At 58.9% G+C, this 18414-nt stretch carries 14 protein-coding genes; all 14 read left to right on the top strand.

The window, feature by feature from the left end; genetic code table 11:
* The first annotated feature begins 110 nt into the window (after positions 1–110).
* Positions 111–806 (top strand): response regulator transcription factor, encoded by a 696-nt coding sequence (locus AAA138_RS00735; protein WP_349089185.1) that lies wholly within the window; start codon positions 111–113, stop codon positions 804–806.
* Between the two features lie 25 nt (positions 807–831).
* Positions 832–2070, top strand: coding sequence for an ATP-binding protein (locus tag AAA138_RS00740; RefSeq protein ID WP_349089186.1), 1239 nt, complete (start codon positions 832–834; stop codon positions 2068–2070).
* 103 nt (positions 2071–2173) lie between these two features.
* Entirely contained in the window at positions 2174–3049 is an 876-nt protein-coding gene (pstB, locus tag AAA138_RS00745) for a phosphate ABC transporter ATP-binding protein PstB (protein ID WP_349089187.1), read from the top strand.
* Positions 3050–3113: 64 nt separating this feature from the next.
* Positions 3114–3833, top strand: a complete 720-nt coding sequence (locus AAA138_RS00750) for a response regulator transcription factor (RefSeq protein ID WP_349089188.1) — start codon at positions 3114–3116, stop codon at positions 3831–3833.
* A 12-nt stretch (positions 3834–3845) separates the two neighbouring features.
* Positions 3846–5270 carry an ATP-binding protein gene (locus tag AAA138_RS00755; protein ID WP_349089189.1) on the top strand — a complete coding sequence of 475 codons (1425 nt, stop codon included), beginning with the start codon at positions 3846–3848 and terminating at the stop codon, positions 5268–5270.
* A gap of 176 nt (positions 5271–5446) precedes the next feature.
* Complete coding sequence (locus AAA138_RS00760; RefSeq protein WP_349089190.1) at positions 5447–6103, top strand: Wzz/FepE/Etk N-terminal domain-containing protein; 657 nt, start codon at positions 5447–5449, stop codon at positions 6101–6103.
* Positions 6104–6106: 3 nt separating this feature from the next.
* Positions 6107–6862, top strand: a complete 756-nt coding sequence (locus AAA138_RS00765; protein ID WP_349089191.1) for a CpsD/CapB family tyrosine-protein kinase — start codon at positions 6107–6109, stop codon at positions 6860–6862.
* A gap of 24 nt (positions 6863–6886) precedes the next feature.
* Positions 6887–7534, top strand: coding sequence for a CpsB/CapC family capsule biosynthesis tyrosine phosphatase (locus tag AAA138_RS00770; protein WP_349089192.1), 648 nt, complete (start codon positions 6887–6889; stop codon positions 7532–7534).
* Between the two features lie 39 nt (positions 7535–7573).
* The gene (locus AAA138_RS00775; RefSeq protein WP_271759179.1) at positions 7574–8074 is read left to right on the top strand and encodes a GNAT family N-acetyltransferase; all 501 of its coding nucleotides are present in this window, start codon (positions 7574–7576) and stop codon (positions 8072–8074) included.
* 200 nt (positions 8075–8274) lie between these two features.
* Positions 8275–10299: a molecular chaperone HtpG gene (htpG, locus tag AAA138_RS00780; RefSeq protein WP_349089193.1), complete on the top strand. Its 2025-nt coding sequence runs from the start codon at positions 8275–8277 to the stop codon at positions 10297–10299.
* A gap of 387 nt (positions 10300–10686) precedes the next feature.
* Positions 10687–13461, top strand: a complete 2775-nt coding sequence (locus AAA138_RS00785) for a YhgE/Pip domain-containing protein (RefSeq protein ID WP_349089194.1) — start codon at positions 10687–10689, stop codon at positions 13459–13461.
* Positions 13462–15651, top strand: coding sequence for a YhgE/Pip domain-containing protein (locus AAA138_RS00790; RefSeq protein WP_349089195.1), 2190 nt, complete (start codon positions 13462–13464; stop codon positions 15649–15651).
* A gap of 333 nt (positions 15652–15984) precedes the next feature.
* Positions 15985–16968, top strand: coding sequence for a DMT family transporter (locus AAA138_RS00795; RefSeq protein WP_349089196.1), 984 nt, complete (start codon positions 15985–15987; stop codon positions 16966–16968).
* Between the two features lie 116 nt (positions 16969–17084).
* On the top strand, positions 17085–18380 hold the full coding sequence (locus tag AAA138_RS00800; RefSeq protein ID WP_349089197.1) for a M20 family metallopeptidase: 1296 nt from the start codon (positions 17085–17087) through the stop codon (positions 18378–18380).
* Positions 18381–18414: the final 34 nt, after the last annotated feature.

Here is an 18414-nt window from a genome sequence, read left to right on the forward strand (position 1 = left end):
GCATTCGTGCTCGAACGGGCGCAAGGGTGCTTAAGGTCGACTTAATCGCCCGCGCTTGTTGTGTGTGGCGGGCGCCGCCTCGGGCATAATGGAGCGCGAGAGGAGCACGCATGAACGAGCGCATACTGGTAGTTGATGACGAGAAGGCCATCGCCGACCTGGTTGGTATCTACCTTACAAAGGAGGGCTTTGACGTCCAGATCGCCTACAGCGGGGCCGATGCGGCCAAGGCAATTCTGGAGCAAGAGTTTGACCTGGCGCTGCTCGATGTCATGCTGCCCGATATCGACGGCTTTGAGCTGCTGCGTACCATCCGTGCTGGCCATACCTATCCCGTAATTATGTTGACGGCACGCGATGCCCAGCAGGATAAGATCGAAGGCCTTTCTCTTGGCGCGGACGATTACGTGGTCAAGCCGTTCCGCCCGCTGGAGCTCATCGCGCGCGTTCATGCTCAGTTGCGCCGCTACACCAGCTACGGCAGCCGCGCGCAGGCGACCGAGTCGCCGACCCTCCAGCTCGACGGCCTCGAGATCAACCGTGACGCTCGCTCCGTGACGGTGGACGGTGCGCCGGTGCGCCTCACGCCCATCGAGTATTCCATCTTGCTGTATCTGGCCGAGCATCACGGCAGCGTAGTGCCCGTGGAGGACCTGTTCCGCGCGGTGTGGAACGAGGACTTTATGCCCGGCTCCAACAATACGGTGATGGTACACATTCGTCACCTGCGCGAAAAGATCGATGACGACGCTCAGAAGCCGCGTTTTATTAAAAACGTTTGGGGCGTCGGCTATATCATCGAATAACGCCTTTGTTTGCGAGGACATGGACATGACAAAAGACGATAAGCAGTTGTTCGAGGTGCCCGATCGGCTCTTTGAATACGTGAGGGCGGTCGTCGATAATCGCGCGCTTGCGACGGTGCTGCTCTTTTTGCTGAGTCTGCTGCTGATCGGCATTGATAACATCGCCGGTATCTTGGCGGTGCTACTCATCGGCTTCTTGCTGATCGATCGCTTTGAAATCGTGCGTCGTTGCGTGGTGATCGGCGGTGCCGCGTGGGTCATGACGCTGGCGATCGGTGCCATGGCACTCGGTGGCATTGAGGGACCGGTGCTGTTCGATGCCGGCTTTGTATTCAACATGCTTGGCTTTGTCTTGGCGCTCGCCGTGTGCGTTCTGTTCTTTTGCGGCCGCGCTCTGTACTATCAGGGCTATGAGCAGGGTGAGCAGCATTCCGACCGCGTGCTTGCCGCCCGTATTCAGGACCGTCTGATCGATCATCCCGACGCGTGGGACAACATCGACGGCGACTTCCTGGAGGTCGAGGGTGTGCTCAATCGTGTGCGCGATCGCGAACGCAAAGTCCAGCAGGCCCTGCGTGACGAGTCACATCGCAAGGACGATTTGGTCACATACTTGGCGCATGACCTGCGCACGCCGCTTGCCAGCGTGGTGGGCTACCTCTCGCTGTTGCAGGAGGCGCCCGACCTGCCGGTTGAGCAGCGCGCGCACTTTACAGGCGTGGCGCTCGACAAGGCGCACCGACTCGACGCGCTTATTGAGGAGTTCTTTGATATCACGCGCTTTGACTTCCACGATATTGTGCTCACGCGCGGCTACGTCGACCTGGGATTGCTGCTGGCGCAGGTGGCCGATGAGTTCTATCCCATTCTCAACGAGCAGCACAAAGATGTCCAAGTTGATGTGCGTGAGGACCTGACGGTGCTCGTGGATGGCGACAAGATGGCTCGCGTGTTCAACAACATCATGAAAAACGCTATCGCCTATAGCTACGAAGGATCGACCATTGCGATCGAGGCCCGACGCCAAGATGACGGTGGCGTGCGAATTCGCTTTATCAATCAGGGTGATCCGATTCCGGCGGCTAAGCTCAGGGTGATCTTTGAGAAGTTCTATCGCCTGGACGCGGCACGTGCGACCAATCGCGGCGGCGCCGGCCTGGGCCTTGCCATCGCCAAGGAGATTGTCGCGGCACACAGCGGCACCATTGCGTGCGAATCGACGCCCGAGCACACGGTGTTTACCATTGCACTGCCCGCTACATAACCAGCGTGCCCTTACAAACACTTGACAATGCGCTCACGTGCGTATGAGCCGCGATTTCTACTATCGATACTGCTGAATTGATATCGATATGGAGGTATGCGGTATGACGGCTGCTGCGGCGATGGAGCCTACGGAGCTTGAGGAACTCATAGAGGCGCAGGCCGAGGCCGCGCACGAGCGCGAAGTTGGGGATGCGACTCGCCCCACGGCGCAGGACCTTGCCGCCTCGCCGACGCGCATCGATGTTGAGGGCCTTGACCTGTTTTACGGCGACCATCATGCGCTCAAGGACGTGAGCATCAAAATTCGTGACAAGCAGATCACCTCGTTCATCGGGCCTTCGGGCTGCGGAAAGTCGACGCTGCTGCGCTGCTTTAACCGTATGAACGACGGTATCAAGGATTGCCGCATTGAAGGCAAGATTGCACTCGACGGCCAGAATATCCTGGGCGATTACGATATCTGCCGCTTGCGCCAGCGCGTGGGTATGGTGTTCCAACGCCCCAATCCGTTTCCCATGAGCATCTACGACAACGTCGCCTACGGTCCTCGCGGCATGGGGGTGCGCGACCGCGTCGTACTCGACGAGCTGGTCGAAGACTCCCTGCGACGCGCCGCACTGTGGGACGAGGTCAAGGACAAGCTCAAGGAATCGGGCCTGGGTTTATCGGGCGGCCAGCAGCAGCGTCTGTGCATCGCCCGTGCGCTGGCCGTGCAGCCCGACATTCTGCTGATGGACGAGCCGACCTCGGCGCTCGACCCCGTATCGACGCTGGTGGTGGAGCAGCTGGCCTGCGAGCTCAAGGAGACCTGCACGTTGGTGGTCGTTACGCACAACATGCAGCAGGCTGCGCGCATCTCCGACTCGGTCGCGTTCTTTTTGCTGGGCGAGCTGGTGGAGCATGCGCCCACCGCTCAGCTCTTCAAAAACCCGACCGATCCGCGCACGGCGGATTATTTGACGGGCCGTTTTGGCTGATACCATCTAGTACAGGCGCCTTTAGGGTTAAGATGCGGTCATGCCGGCCGCAAAGGGGTTCAACATGATCTATTACGTCGAGGACGATGACAACATTAGGGATTTGACGGTCTACGCGCTGCGCAAGCAGGGAATCGAGGCCGAGGGCTTTTCGTGCGATGGTGAGTTTAAGGCCGCCGTGGCGCGACGGGTGCCCGATGCCGTGCTGCTCGACATCATGCTGCCCGATACCGACGGCTTGGCGATTATGCGTCGTCTGCGTGCCGATCGCTTGACGGCGACGGTGCCCATTATGATGCTCACCGCCAAGGACACCGAGCTCGACAAGGTCATGGCGCTCGATGGCGGTGCCGACGATTACCTGACCAAGCCGTTCTCGCTTATGGAACTCGCTAGCCGTTGCCGTGCGCTGCTGCGCCGCGGCGGCATGGTCAAGCAGGCGAGCGATGTGCTCAGCGTGGGCGATATCGTACTTTCGCCCAGCCACCGCGAAGTGACTGTTGCCGGTGAACCGCTCAAGCTCACGCTGCGCGAATTCGACCTGCTCGAGTACCTCATGCGCAAACCTGGCGTGGTCTTTACCCGCGAGTCGCTGCTGCAGAGCGTATGGGGCTGGGACTTCGACGGCGGCTCGCGCACCGTCGACGTGCATGTGCAGACGCTCCGCCAAAAGCTCGGCGAGCGTGCGAGCGCCATAGAGACCGTGCGCGGCGTGGGCTATCGTCTGGCCGAGCCTACGGCCGATGACGATGCCGAAGGAGCCGACAGCGCGGCTAGCGCATAGGAGGAGTAGCTCGTGGTCTTAGCCCCCCAGGGAAAACGTACCCTGTCGCATCGCGTGTTCGCGACGATTTTTCTCTGCGCTATGGCGGTTATCGTGGCGTTTACGGTGCTGGGCGCGTTCTTTGTGCAAAATACCCTGGCAGATGCCACGAGCGCCAACCTTTCGCAGGAAACCGAGCTTATTGCCGCTGCCCTCAATGAGCAACGGGAGCCCATTTCCTTTCTGCGCAGCTTCGATCGCGAGGACTTGCGCATCACGCTGATCAACAAAGATGGGTCGGTTGCCTACGACAACGAGGCGTCGCCTTCTATGTTGCCCAATCACGGCGATCGTCCCGAGGTCGCCAAGGCTTTCGAGAGCGGCTCGGGTTCTGCGGAGCGCGCAAGCTCCACGCTCGACGAGATTATGCTGTACCGAGCCGTCCGACTTAACAACGGCCAGGTTGTTCGCTTGGCGCAAGCCCAACCTGGCGTTGCAGCGATTCTGATGTCTCTCGTGGCGCCGATGCTGCTCATTGCGGCGGCAGGTGCGGTGCTCTCGTTTTTCTTGGCGCGTCGTGAGTCCCGCGCCATCATTGAGCCGTTGCAGGAGGTCGATCTGGACCATCCTCGCCGCAGCTACGAGCATGCTTATGCCGAGATGGTTCCCATGCTCGAGCGCATTGAGTCGCAACGCCAGGAGCTCAAGCGCCAGATGGCGGTGCTGGCGGACAACGACCGCATGCGCCGCGAGTTCACGGCCAATATCACCCATGAGCTCAAGACCCCGCTTACGGCAATCTCAGGCTATGCCGAGCTCATTGCGAACGGCATGGTCGAGGGTGAGGACGATCTGCGCACCTTTGGCGGCCGCATCTACCGTGAGGCGGGCCGTTTGGCGGCGCTCGTCAACGATATCCTCACGCTTTCGAACTTGGATGAGTCCGAGCGTGCGAGCGATGGCGAGGCGGTGCCTATTGGCTCCACGGAGCCCATTGAGCTTTCGCGTGCTATCTACGCGGTCGAGCAGCGTCTTGAGCAGGTCGCCCGCCAGGCAAATGTGGCGATAGGACATGAGACCAAGTCTGTGGTCGTCGAAGGCGTATCGCGCCTGATCGATGAGCTCATCTACAACCTGGCGAGCAATGCCATTCGCTACAACCGGCCCGGCGGTACGGTGACGTTGCGGTGTGGAACCAACGACGACGGGCGCCCGTATCTGTCGGTTGCCGATACGGGTATTGGCATTGCGCCCGAGGAGCAGGGTAAGGTGTTCGAGCGTTTCTATCGCGTTGACAAGAGTCGTTCTAAAGCGCGCGGTGGAACGGGTCTGGGTCTGGCCATCGTCAAGCATGCCGCCCTGTATCATCACGCCTCGCTCGATCTGTCAAGCGAGTTGGGGGTGGGGACCACCATCACGGTGACGTTTCCCGCGCAACAGGACGAGCAGTTCGTGTAGCGGTACTGCAAACATGTGAATTTCACGCCGCATCGGGGCTGCCGGTGCGGCGTTAATGTTGCGCAACAATGGTGTCAGCGCTGTATCTTATGTATAGAGTTCGGACTTGGCAAAAAGATGCGATATTATACGAGCAGTTTTGTCGATATGAACTAGGGAAATGAAAGGCAAGCTGCATGACCCTTCTCGAACTGTTCCAGCTGCTTAAAAAGCACCTTAAGCTGGTCATCGCCCTCCCGGTGGTCTGCGCGATCGCCATGGGCGTCGTCTCCTTCACTATGATGGACAACACCTACACCGCCACGACGAGCATGTACATTCTCGCCAAGACCGATGGCAGCCAGACGAGCTACTACAACGACCTGTCGGCGAGCCAGATGCTCTCCAACGATATCGCGACGCTGCTCGATAGCGACAGCGTCAAGAGCGGTGCTGCTAAGGAACTGGGTCTTTCCAACTTGGATGATTACAAGGTGAGCGTTACGAGCGAGACCACGACTCGTGTCATTTCGCTGTCCGTGACCGGCGACAGCCCCGACGGTGCCGCCGCTGTCGCCAACGCCATTGCCAACTCGGTGTCTACCGTGGCTCAGGACGTTGACGCCGCCCAGGCCGTCAACGTGATCGATAAGGCAAAGATTCCCAACCAGCCCAGCGGCCCCAATCGCAAGCTCTACATCGCGGTCGCCGCTCTGGCCGGCCTGTTCGTCGCCGTTGCAATTGTCGTGCTGCTCGACATGCTCAATACCCGCGTCCGCTCCGTTGACGATGCCGTCGAGCTGCTCGGTGTGCCCGTTATCGGCCGTTTCCCCGTTGTGAAGGGCGGTAAGTAATTCATGGCCCGTAAAAAGAAAACCAGCGATACCCTCGCCTTTAGCAACGCAGCCAAGACGCTGCTGGCAAACATTCGCTTTGCGAGTGTCGATACGCCGATCAAGTCCATTACCGTGACGTCCTCCATCCCTAACGAGGGCAAGTCCACCATTGCGGTCAATCTGGCTCAGGCCATTGCGACCAGCGGCAAGAGTGTCCTTCTCGTCGAGTGCGACATGCGTCACCGTACGCTTGCCAACCTGCTGGGCCTCCGTCATTCCGGTGGCCTGTACGCCGTCCTTTCCGACCAAATGTCGATTGACGAGGCTGTCGTCGAAACCGGTCAGCCCAACTTCTTCTTCCTCGATGCCGAGCCGCGCATTCCCAACCCGGCTGACATTATCGCCTCGCGCCGCTTTGCCAAGCTGGTTGCCGCGCTGGAGGAGAAGTACCAGTACGTCATTTTCGATACGCCGCCCGTGGGCACCTTTGTCGATGCCGCCGAGGTCGCCGCGATTACCGACGGCACCATCTACGTTGTCCGTGAGGACTTCGCCAAGCGCAACGAGATCCTTGCCGCCTTCGACCAGCTTAACAAGGCCGAGGTTAACGTAATTGGCACGGTCATGAACTGCTGTGAGACCTCGAGCCATGACTACTACTACTCTTACTATGGCGAGGACAAGGGCCAGAACAACGCTGTTGCCGGAGTTAACCCTGCTGTTGGCGGTGCCGCTGCAACGGGGACCCCTGCGAAGGCGAAGCGTTTTAAGAAATAGCAACGACGCAGATAAGAGGGCGATATGAGAGACATCCACTGCCATATCCTGCCCGGTGTTGACGACGGCGCGGCGAACCTCGAGCAAAGCTTGGCGATGCTCGAGGCGGCCCGCGCCGTCGGCGTTACGCACATGGTGTGTACGCCACACTGCCGGGACCCGTATTTCGACTTCGAAAAAATGTGGGAGGCCTATCGACTGCTTTGCGCGCATGCGGGCGATATGCATTTGCAGATGGGCTTTGAGGTCAATCATGCCAAGCTCATGGATTTGGGCATCGAATGGGCCGATCGCCTGCATTTCGATGGCTCAAACGAGTTTTTGCTTGAGCTCTCGACGCGTGCCGATTCGTATGACTTTGAGGAATACGAGAACACGATCTACGACTTGCAGTGTCGCGGTTACCAGGTGATTATTGCCCATCCCGAACGCTATCGTGCGATTCAAAAGGATGTGAGCGTGGCTGAACACCTGGTCGACCTGGGCTGCAAACTGCAGGCTTCGGCGGACTTTATCGCAGGTGGACGATTCGGTCGCGAAAAGAAGCCGGCGCAGCGCCTGTTTAAGCAGGACCTGTACAGCTATATCGCGAGCGATGCCCACAACGTGGGCCACTACGATTGCCTGGCAAAAGCACGCGCGAAGTTTAGCGTGGGAGCTCATTTCCGCTAAAATTTTCCCCCAACGTTCGCATCGAATGAAGGGGCTGCTATGGATATCCAACTTAAGACGGGTTGCTTTGATGACGCGGCGCTGGTGCGCCGCGCCGTTTTTATGGACGAGCAAGGCTACGAGAGCGAATTCGACGCTATCGATGAGGCGCAGACTTGCATCCATGTGACGCTGTACGTGGACGGCGAGCTCACCGGCTGCTCGCGCGTGTTTCCCGAGGAACTGGAGCGCGCGGCAGATGCAGAGGCTCCGGTTTCGCCGGCGTGCGATATGGACGAAGGCATCGCAGCGGGGGAGACCTATATTATGGGTCGCGTCGCCGTGCTGTCCGCCATGCGCCGTCGCGGTCTGGCAAGCAAGATTGTCGAAGCCAGCGAAGCTGCTGCGCGCGATGCCGGCGCCAAGCTCATAAAGTTGCATGCACAGGAGTACGTGCTGCCGCTCTACACCAAGGCCGGCTACACGCAGATTGCACCGGTGGACTACGAAGACGAAGGCCAGCCTCATGCCTGGATGGCCAAGCGCATGGGCGACAGATAGGGACATTCCTTTTCTGCCGGCAGTTGGGGACACTCCTCGGCAATCGACGCACGGGTGTTCCAACATACAGTTTTTCGATTCCGTATGTATATATGCGCGCTAATAGGTTATAAAATCTAAGTCTGAACATAGCAGGTCTGCGATGCGGCTCGGGCAACCGGGCCGTTTTTGCGGGCAGGGGTAGCGCGAAAGGACTGCACATGCGTCAATTTAAGACCGAGAGCAAAAAACTGCTCGACCTCATGATCAACTCCATCTACACCAATAAGGAAATCTTCCTGCGCGAGCTTATCTCCAACGCGAGCGATGCCGTCGACAAGCTCAACTTTAAGAGCCTTCAGGATCCGAGTGTCAAACTCGACCAGGGCGACCTGGCCATCCGTGTCTCCTTTGATAAGGACGCCCGCAGCATCACTATTTCGGATAACGGTATCGGCATGACCGCCGAGGAGCTCGAGCGCAACCTGGGCACCATCGCCCATTCCGGCTCCGAGGAGTTTAAGACCGAGAACGCCGAGCAGCAGGGTTCCGATGTCGACATCATCGGTCAGTTTGGCGTGGGTTTCTACTCCGCCTTTATGGTCGCCAGCCACGTGAAGGTCGTCAGCCGCGCTTATGGCGAGGATACCGCCCACGTTTGGGAGTCCGACGGCCTTGAGGGCTACACCATCGAGGATGGCGAGCGTGCTGAGCACGGTACCGATGTCATCCTGACGCTGCGCGAGAACGAGAAGCTCGATGCCGATGGCGAGGCCGAGACCTACGATCGCTTCCTGACCGAGTGGGGCCTCAAGAGCCTGATTCAGCAGTACAGCAACTATGTGCGCTACCCGATCCAGATGATGGTGAGCAAGAGTCGCCAGAAGCCCAAGCCCGAGGACGCCGGCGACGACTATAAGCCCGAGTACGAGGACTATCAGGAGCTCGAGACCATCAACTCCATGACGCCGATCTGGAAAAAGCGCAGCTCCGACGTTGAGCAGAAGGATTACAACGAGTTCTATAAGTCCACGTTCCACGACTTTGACGATCCCGCACGCACTATCAGCTTCCATGCCGAGGGTACGCTTGAGTACGATGCGCTGCTGTTTGTGCCGGGTCGCGCTCCGTTCGATCTGTACAGCAAGGACTACGAGAAGGGCCTGGCGCTCTACAGCTCCAACGTGCTGATTATGGAGAAGTGCGACGACCTGCTGCCCGACTACTACAACTTTGTGCGCGGTGTCGTGGACTCTGCCGACGTGACGCTCAATATTTCGCGTGAGACGCTGCAGCAGAATCGTCAGCTCAAGGCCATTGCCAAGCGTGTCGAGAAGAAGATCACCGCCGATCTCGAGGACATGCGCGACAACGACCGCGAGGCATACGAGAAGTTCTTTGAGAACTTTGGTCGCGGTCTTAAGTACGGCATCTACTCGAGCTATGGCATGAAGGCCGACGAGCTCGCCGACCTGCTGCTGTTCTGGTCTGCCAAGGAGCAGAAGATGATCACCCTTGCCGAGTATGCCAAGGGCATGCCCGAGGGCCAGAAGGCAATCTACTATGCCGCCGGCGATTCGCGCGAGCGTCTGGCCAAGATGCCCGTCGTGAAGGGCGTGCTCGACCGCGGCTACGATGTACTGCTGTTGACGCAGGACGTGGATGAGTTCACCTTCCAGGCCATGCGTGAGTACGTGGCTGCCGATATGCCCAAGGTCTACGAGGATGACACTGCTCGCGAGGCTGCCGAGAAGGCAGTTGCCGATGGTGCCGAGCCTGAGGTCGAAGATCGTCACCTGGAGCTCAAGAACGTCGCGACCGGCGATCTTGACTTGGCGACCGATGACGAGAAGAAGGAGGCCGAGGACGCCACTAAGGAGAACGAGGACCTCTTTAACGCCATGAAGGAGGCGCTCGGCGACAAGGTCGAGAAGGTTGCCGTCTCCGCGCGCCTGACCGATGCCCCCGCCTGCATTACCACCGAGGGCCCGCTTTCGCTCGAGATGGAGAAGGTGCTCCAGAAGGGTCCCGAGGGTACGCCCGACGGTATGCCCAAGAGCCAGCGCGTACTCGAGCTCAACGCCAAGCACCCGGTCTTCGCCAAGCTCGTCGCTGCCCAGAAGGCGGGCGACGCCGACAAGATTAAGCAGTACTCCGGCCTGCTCTACGACCAGGCCCTGCTCGTCGAGGGCATCCTCCCCGAGGACCCCGTAGCCTTCGCGGCAGCTGTTTGTAACTTGATGTAGTTCGGGGATACGGCACCGTAACTAGATTAGAACGAGAGTGGATAATTTCCCACTTTTGGCTCGAGCGCGGGCTTGAAGTGGGAGATTTTCCACTCTCGTTTCCTTTTGAATGATCCCTTGGGGACGGAGGAAAGCGGATCACCGGATCAGGCCGACCCCCTCGGTGATCCGTTTTCCTCCGTCCCCAAGGGATCAATTATTTGTCGGGGTTGTGGTTTTGTGACCTGCTGAAATTTAAGATACTGTACAACTGTACGTTAAATCATCTTCGTAGTATATTGCTACCCGCAAAACTCAGCACCATTGTGCCGCGAGGCACTAAAGCGTCTACGTACAATGGTTGTCGATAGTACGATTCGATTCAACGACAGGATGGATGGTCCAAGCGTGAGTCTCGGCAGCAAACTATCCAACGCAAAGGTCTCCTTTGCGATATTTAAGCGCGACATTAAGCGACTGCTTATGAATCCCGTCGCCCTGGTGGTCACCCTGGGCGTGTGCGTCATTCCCTCGCTGTATGCCTGGTACAACATCGTTGCAAACTGGGATCCGTACGGAAATACCCAGGGCATTAAAATCGCCATCGCCAACAACGATCAGGGCACCCAGAACGACCTAGTGGGAGAGCTCAACGCAGGCGATAAGGTGGTCGACCAGCTCAAGGAGAACGACCAGCTTGGCTGGACCTTCGTCGACTCGGCGGCAGATGCCAAAGAGGGCGTCGAAAGTGGCGAATACTATGCTGCCATCGTGATTCCCAAGAACTTCTCCGACAATCTCGTCTCGATGCTCGACGGCAATTACCATCAGCCGAAGCTCACCTATTACGTCAACGAGAAAAAGAGCGCCATTGCGCCCAAGGTCACCGATACCGGTGCCAACACCATCGAGGAGCAGATCAACTCGGAGTTTGTCTCCACGGTGGGCGAGACCGTCGCGGGCATTGCCAAAGATGCTGGCATCGACCTTAAAGACAAGGCAACCCAGACCCAGGATTCGCTGGCGGGCTCGGTGTCCGAGGCGTCTGATACCCTGGGCGAAGTACGTGATTCCATCGGCGACATGAACACCGCCATCGACAAGACAAGCAGCTCGATTGCTTCGGCCGATGCTGCGTTGGCGGGCCTGCAGGGACAGGCGCCTTCGCTAACGCAGGCAATCGCTCAGGGTAATGATCTGCTGGGCGAAGCTCGCACCACGGCTGGCAAGTCCATCACCTCGCTCTCCAAGGCGCTTTCGGAGGGCAGTATCGTGCTGAGTAAGACATCGGCTTCTGCGAACGCTGCGATTGGCAAACTCGCCGGTACGGTTACGTCCACGACCATTCGAATCGACAACTCGCTCGAATCCCTTCAGGCGACGATTGACCACAACAGCGCTGTCATCGAGCGCCTGCAGATTCTCGCTAACGATACGTCGACGGGATCGGAGGACGCCGACGCGCTCATCGCATCGACCATCAATTCGCTTCGCGAGCAAAACCAGAAGCTGCAGAGCATTAAGGATGGCCTTTCTGCACAGTCGAGGGCCATGGCAAACGACGCTAAGGCAATCTCGAACGCGAGTAACGAACTCAACGCGGCAATTCGGACCGGTACGGCTAACCTCGGTCAGGCTCAGACCGATCTGGGGCAGAACGCGCTGCCGAAGGCTTCGAGCGCGCTTGACTCCTTTGCCGCCGTTTCGGGCGATTTGACCGGCATTGTATCGGGTATGACCCCCACGATAGCGAGCGCGCGCGGCACGCTGGCGCAGCTCGACGCCACGCTCAAGCAGGCAAAGACCACGCTGTCCCAAACCGATGCCTCCCTTGCCAAGGTTCAGGACAAGCTCGCGACCGCCGCTAATGACATTGCGGCGCTGCAGACCTCTGAGTCTATGGGCGAGTTAGCCGACCTCATGGACGTCGACGTCAATGACGTGGCAGATTTCATGGCATCTCCGGTTGAGCTGACGTCCAAGTCAATCTATCCGGTCAAGAGCTTTGGCTCGGGCATCGCGCCCTTCTACACCAATCTGGCGCTGTGGGTAGGCGGCTATGTGCTCATCGCTATCTACAAGCTCGAGGTCGACCGCGAGGGCATCGGTAGCTTTACGGCGCGTCAGGGCTACTTTGGCCGCTGGCTGCTGATGGTGATCCTGGGTGCGTTCCAGGCCATTATCGTTACGGTGGGCGACCTGGTCATTGGCGTTCAGTGCGTCAATCCGCTGCTCTTTGTGCTGGGCGGCATCGCTATTTCGTTCACTTACGTCAACATCATCTATGCGCTGTCCACCACCTTTAAGCATATCGGCAAGGCAATCGGCGTCATCCTCGTCATTGTGCAGATCCCCGGTTCGTCGGGCATGTATCCCATCGAGATGATGCCCGGCTTCTTCCAATGGCTGCATCCGCTGCTGCCCTTCACCTATGGCATCAACCTGCTGCGCGAGACCGTCGGTGGCATGTATTCGTTCAACTACCTGTTCAACCTGTGCATCCTGGGCGTGTTCCTGATCGTGGCGCTCTTTATCGGTCTGCAGCTGCGCCCGTTGCTGCTCAACCTCAATCTGCTCTTTGATAAGCAGCTTTCCACGACGGGCCTCATGATCTGCGAGTCCAACGACCTGCCGCGCCAGCGCTATTCGCTGCGCACGGCCATGCGCGTCATGCTCGATTCGGATTCGTACCGTCGCGAGCTGCTCGATCATGCCGTGGCGTTTGAGCATCGCTACCCGTACTACATCAAGGGCGGTTTTGCCGCCGTGGTAGGCGTCCAGGTCCTGCTCTTTGTACTTTCGACGGTGCTCGATATCGACAATAACGGCAAGATCATCCTGCTTGTTATCTGGATCATTTCGGTCATCGCCATCTGTGGCTGGCTCATCAACATCGAGTACATCCGTGCGAGCCTCAATACCCAGATGCGTATCTCGGCGCTTTCGGATGAGGACCTGCGTCGCGAGATGCGCGAGCACACGGCCGCCATTCCTGCTGCCCGTCGCATGTTTGGTCTCAACGCCAGCGAGCGGGGCACCAAGGACAGCGAACAGCCCACGAGCCGTCTGCCGCATACCGGTGCGCATCGTAAAGCTCATGATGCCGACGGCGTTGACAACGTAAACGGAAACGACGGGGACACCACCCCGCTTGGCAAGCACTCCAAAGGAGGTGAGGCATAAATGAAAAACATCCTGCACCTGTTTAAGCGCGATGTCCAAAACGTGTCTCGCTCCGTGATTGGCTTGATTGTCGTGATGGGTCTCATTATCGTGCCGTGCCTGTACGCGTGGTTTAACATCGCCGGAAGCTGGGATCCGTATGGCAACACCGGCAATCTCAAGATCGCCGTGGTCAACACCGACGAGGGCTACGAGAGCGATCTGATTCCCGTCGAGGTCAACGTGGGCGAAAACGTAACCTCCACCCTGCGCGGCAACGAGAACTTCGACTGGGTCGTCCTCAACGACCGCGATAAGGCGATTGAGGGCGTTAAGTCGGGCGCGTACTACGCTGCCGTCGTTATCCCTAAAACGCTTAGCGCCGACATGATGACGCTTTTCTCGACCGAGGTGAAGCACGCCGATATCGAGTTCTATGAGAATCAGAAGGCCAACGCCATCGCGCAGATCGTGACTGAAAAGGGTTCGAGCGCCGTCCAGAGTCAGGTCAACGAGACCTTTACCAAGACCATCACGACCATCGGCCTTAAGACCGTGTCCAGCCTGCTCGACTATATGAGCACCGACCAGGTGAGCAACTTTATCGCCAATCTGTCCTCGACGCTGGGCGATTCGGTCCAGGACCTGCAGGACGTTCAGGCCAGTGCAACGTCGCTTGCGGGCATTTTGAGTTCTACGTCCGATTCACTGACATCGGCGGGCGGCATGCTCAAACAGTCCGGATCGACCGAGGAGTCGGTGAAGCAGCTCATGCAGCATGCCGAGAGCGGTATTGCCGATTCCGAGCAAGCGCTCAAGTCCGCCAGCGATGCAATCGATGCCGCTATTGATGGGAGCGCAGGTTCGTTCGATAACGTTTCTACCGAGCTCGCAAAGGCATTCGACGCTGCAAACCTGCATGTCAATCTTACGGTGCGTCAGCTCAACGATGGCGCAGCGTCACTCAAGAACCGTGCCGACGAGATTGATGCCACGGCGAATGAGCTCCGTAGTCTTGCTGGCCAGGTGAGTAACGATAAGCTCAAGGCAGGGCTTGAGGACGCGGCTGCTGAGCTTGACAAAACCGCGGCGGAGTACCGCAACAATGCCAATGAGCTGACGAACATCGCGACGTCGCTCACGAACAGCATGGCCGAGGTCAACAGCTCGCGTGCCGAGGTCGACCAGGCCATCGCCGATGCCAAGGCGGGTATCTCGGGTGCCAAGTCCGACTACGATTCTACGTTCTCGGTTAAGGCCAAGGAGCTCAAGAAGACCATTTCGGGCGTTCTGGATTCCCTGAACGGTATCTCGGGTGACCTAGATAGCGCCGTGAGCGGTCTGACCGACGCCTCTGGTTCGCTCGCGAAGGGTCTCTCCAAGGCTGCAAGGCTCGTCAACAAGGCTTCCGATCAGCTGGGTGAGGCATCGGACAAGATTAGCGCGTTCAAGGACGAGCTCGACGGTGCCCTTATGTCGGACGATCTGGCCACGATCAAGACGATGATCGGCAACGACCCCGATGGCCTCGCCGTGTCGCTTTCCGGCCCCGTTGCGCTCGATCGCAAGCCGGTCTATCCGATCCGCAACTACGGCTCGGCCATGGCGCCGTTCTACACGATTTTGTCGCTGTGGGTGGGCTCGATTGTTCTGGCGGCCATGATGAAGGTCTCGGTTGACGATGAGCTCATCAACGAACTCATCCCCGTGCGCCTGCACGAGATCTACCTGGGCCGTTATCTGTTCTTTGGCGGTCTGGCCTTGCTGCAGGCAACGCTCGTGTGCGCGGGCGACATTCTGTTCTTTGGCATCCAGTGCGACAACCCCCTGCAGTTTGTGCTTGCCGGCTGGGTCGCGAGCCTCGTGTTCTCCAATATCGTCTACACGCTCACGGTTTCGTTTGGAGATATCGGCAAGGCCCTCGCCGTCGTGCTGCTGGTCATGCAGGTCGGCGGTTCGGGCGGTACGTTCCCCATCGAGATGACCGGTCCCGTGTTCCAGGCGATCTATCCGTTCCTGCCGTTTACCCACGGCATCAACGCCATGCACGCCGCCATGGCCGGTGCCTACCATATGGAGTACTGGATTGAGCTGGGTATCTTGGCGAGCTACCTGATTCCGTCGCTGGCCCTGGGCGTCGTCTTCCGCCGCCCGGTTATCAAAGCCAACGACTGGATCATCGAAAAGCTGGAGTCAACCAAATTAATCTAGTTACGCGGTTTTACCAAACCGCGTAACGACTCGACGCTGCAAACGGCCCCAAGCGGCAATCTGACGTTCAATTTCAAGGGCGCGACCAGAAGGTCAGCGCCCTTTCATTTCACGTCACCTTGCTCGCTTGGGGCCGTTTTCGCTGACGTTGACGGAACATCGAGGTTATTCAAGTCGGTACTTTAGTGGGCTGGATTGCGTGGGTTGCTTGGTTGTTGTTACAGTAGCGGGGCGTGCCGGGGGTCCGGTGCGCTCCGTTTTTATTTGACCATGAGGCGGCACGCAGCCATATGCGTGCGGACACCACGCCCAGATTGAGTGCGAGGATGTTCCATGGCCCAATACGCTGCCAACGAAATCGAAAACTTGCCCGATAGCCCTGTAGCCCGTGAAGACCTGGGCGCGGGCGGTATTCCCCGGGGCGCCGGCGCACGCTCTCCGCTGTTCTGGAAGGTTCTGCTCCTTTCGGTGGCGGTCATCTGGGGCTACTCCTTTACCACTATGAAGGACGCACTCGGCACCATTCCGGTGTTCGCGCTGCTCTATGTACGCTTTCTGCCCGCAGCGTTGGTCATGTTTGCCGTCTTCCACAAGCGCATCATTGCACATTTCAACGCTCGCAACCTGATCGTTGGCCTGAGTATGGGCGTGCTCATGTGGGCGGCCTATGCGTTGCAGACGGTCGGTCTGGCACATACTACGGCGGGCAAGAATGCTTTTTTGACGGGCACGTACTGCATCCTTGTGCCGTTCGCGAGCTATTTTCTGAGCGGCGAAAAACTCACCCGCTATAACCTGGGCGCGGCACTGCTGTGCTTGGCGGGCATTGGTTTGGTGGCGCTCGATAGCGTTGAATTCAACATCGGTGACGTCATTACGCTGGCGGGTGCGGTCTTTTTCGCCATCCAGATGGCGGTGACCGCCAAGTACGGTCGCAAAATGGACATCAACGTCATCACGTTTTGGATGTTTGTGGGCAACGGCGTGCTGAGCCTGGCAACGTCGCTGCTATTCGAGACCCAAGCGCCTCTGTCCGTGTGGACGCCGAGCTTTATCACTGCGATGGCGTTTCTCTCGGTGGGCTGCACATGCGTGGCTCTGCTCATCCAAAACGTCGGCCTGGCGCATGTCCCGGCTTCGACGGGCTCGCTGCTCCTTTCGATGGAGTCCCCTTCGGGGGTGTTGTTTTCGGTGCTGCTGATGGGGGAGGCGCTCACCTCGCGTCTGCTCGCCGGCTTCGTGCTTATCTTCCTGTCGATTATCTTGAGCGAGACTCACTTCGATTTTTTGCGCAAAAAGCCACGCCCGCAATTGTAAACAACTTGTTGCGCCGCCCTCCCGGGGCGGCATTTTTTATGCGTCACCCTTAAAGTAATACCTTGCACTTTACGCTATCAAAGTGCTTGCTGCAAAAACGTTACTGGGGGGCATCTATGGCACCAGCACTGTCCGATCTTCAACCGCAATCAGCGCCCAAGGCCACCGCGGCGGCGCAGGCCGCTATCGGTGACGGTCTTGTTGCAGAAGCTCAGGCTTTTGCAGACGAGCTCGCTGCGTGGCGACACGATTTACACCAGATGCCCGAGCTGGGCAATAGCCTCCCGCAGACCTCTGCGTATATTCAAGCGCGCCTGACCGAGATGGATATCCCATTTGCCACGCTCGTCGATGGTTCCTGCGTTGTGGGCCTTGTCGGCGCCGGTGCCGCCGCGGCCCAAGGCAATGGCGTCTGCACGGACGAACAGGCCGGTACGGTCGTTATGCTGCGTGGCGACATGGATGCCCTGCCCGTTGCCGAAGAGTCAGGCGAGCCTTTCGCCTCTACGAACGGCTGCATGCACGCATGCGGACACGATATGCACGCGACGGCGCTGCTTGGTGCAGCCCGTATGCTCAAGGCGCGCGAGGCAGAGCTTGTCGACGCCAATGCCACGGTTAAGTTGCTGTTCCAGCCGGGCGAGGAAACCTTTGAGGGTGCCCGCGCCGCCATCGCCGATGGTCTGCTGCAGAACCCGCGTCCCCAGGCCGCCTTTGCCATGCATGTCAATAGCCAGTCGCCGCTTGGCCTGGTGCTCTACGGCAGCCCGGCGCTCTCGGGCGTGTACGGTTTTCGCATCACGCTTCAGGGCAAGGGTGGCCATGGCTCGAGCCCCGAGATCTGCATCGACCCCATCACGGCCGGCGTCCATGTGCATCTGGCGCTTCAGGAGCTCATCTCCCGCGAGGTGCCGGCGGCCAAGGAGGTCGCACTGACTGTCGGTAAGTTCGCCGGCGGTCAGGCCGCAAATGTCATCCCCGACACTTGTGTGCTCGAGGGAACGCTGCGCGGCTTCGACGTCGAGCTCATGGAGCACCTCAAGACCCGCATCGCGGAGGTCGTCAAAGGTGTTGCCACGACCTATCGTACGCCGGCGACTATCGAGACGCTCTCGGATGTTCCCCCGCTCGTACTCGATGACGATATGACGCAGGCGTCGCTTGGCTACGTGGGCGCGGTGCTGCCCAAGTCCGCCTTCTTGCCACTGTTCCACGCCATGGCGAGCGAGGACTTCGCGTTGATCTCGAGCGAGATCCCGAGTGCGTACTTTACCGTGGGCGCTGCCGCGACTGATACGGACAAGCATTTTGCTCAGCACCATCCCAAGGCACGCTTTAGCGATGCCGAGCTTCCCCTTGGCGCCGCGGCTTACACGGCGGTCGCTTTGGGCTATATCGCTGACCACCGGTAGCACCCAACCTTGCCTTTCAAGCCTGCGGGCATGG

Source organism: Collinsella sp. CLA-JM-H32B, from assembly GCF_040098065.1.
In the GTDB taxonomy this organism is placed as follows: Bacteria; Actinomycetota; Coriobacteriia; order Coriobacteriales; family Coriobacteriaceae; genus Collinsella.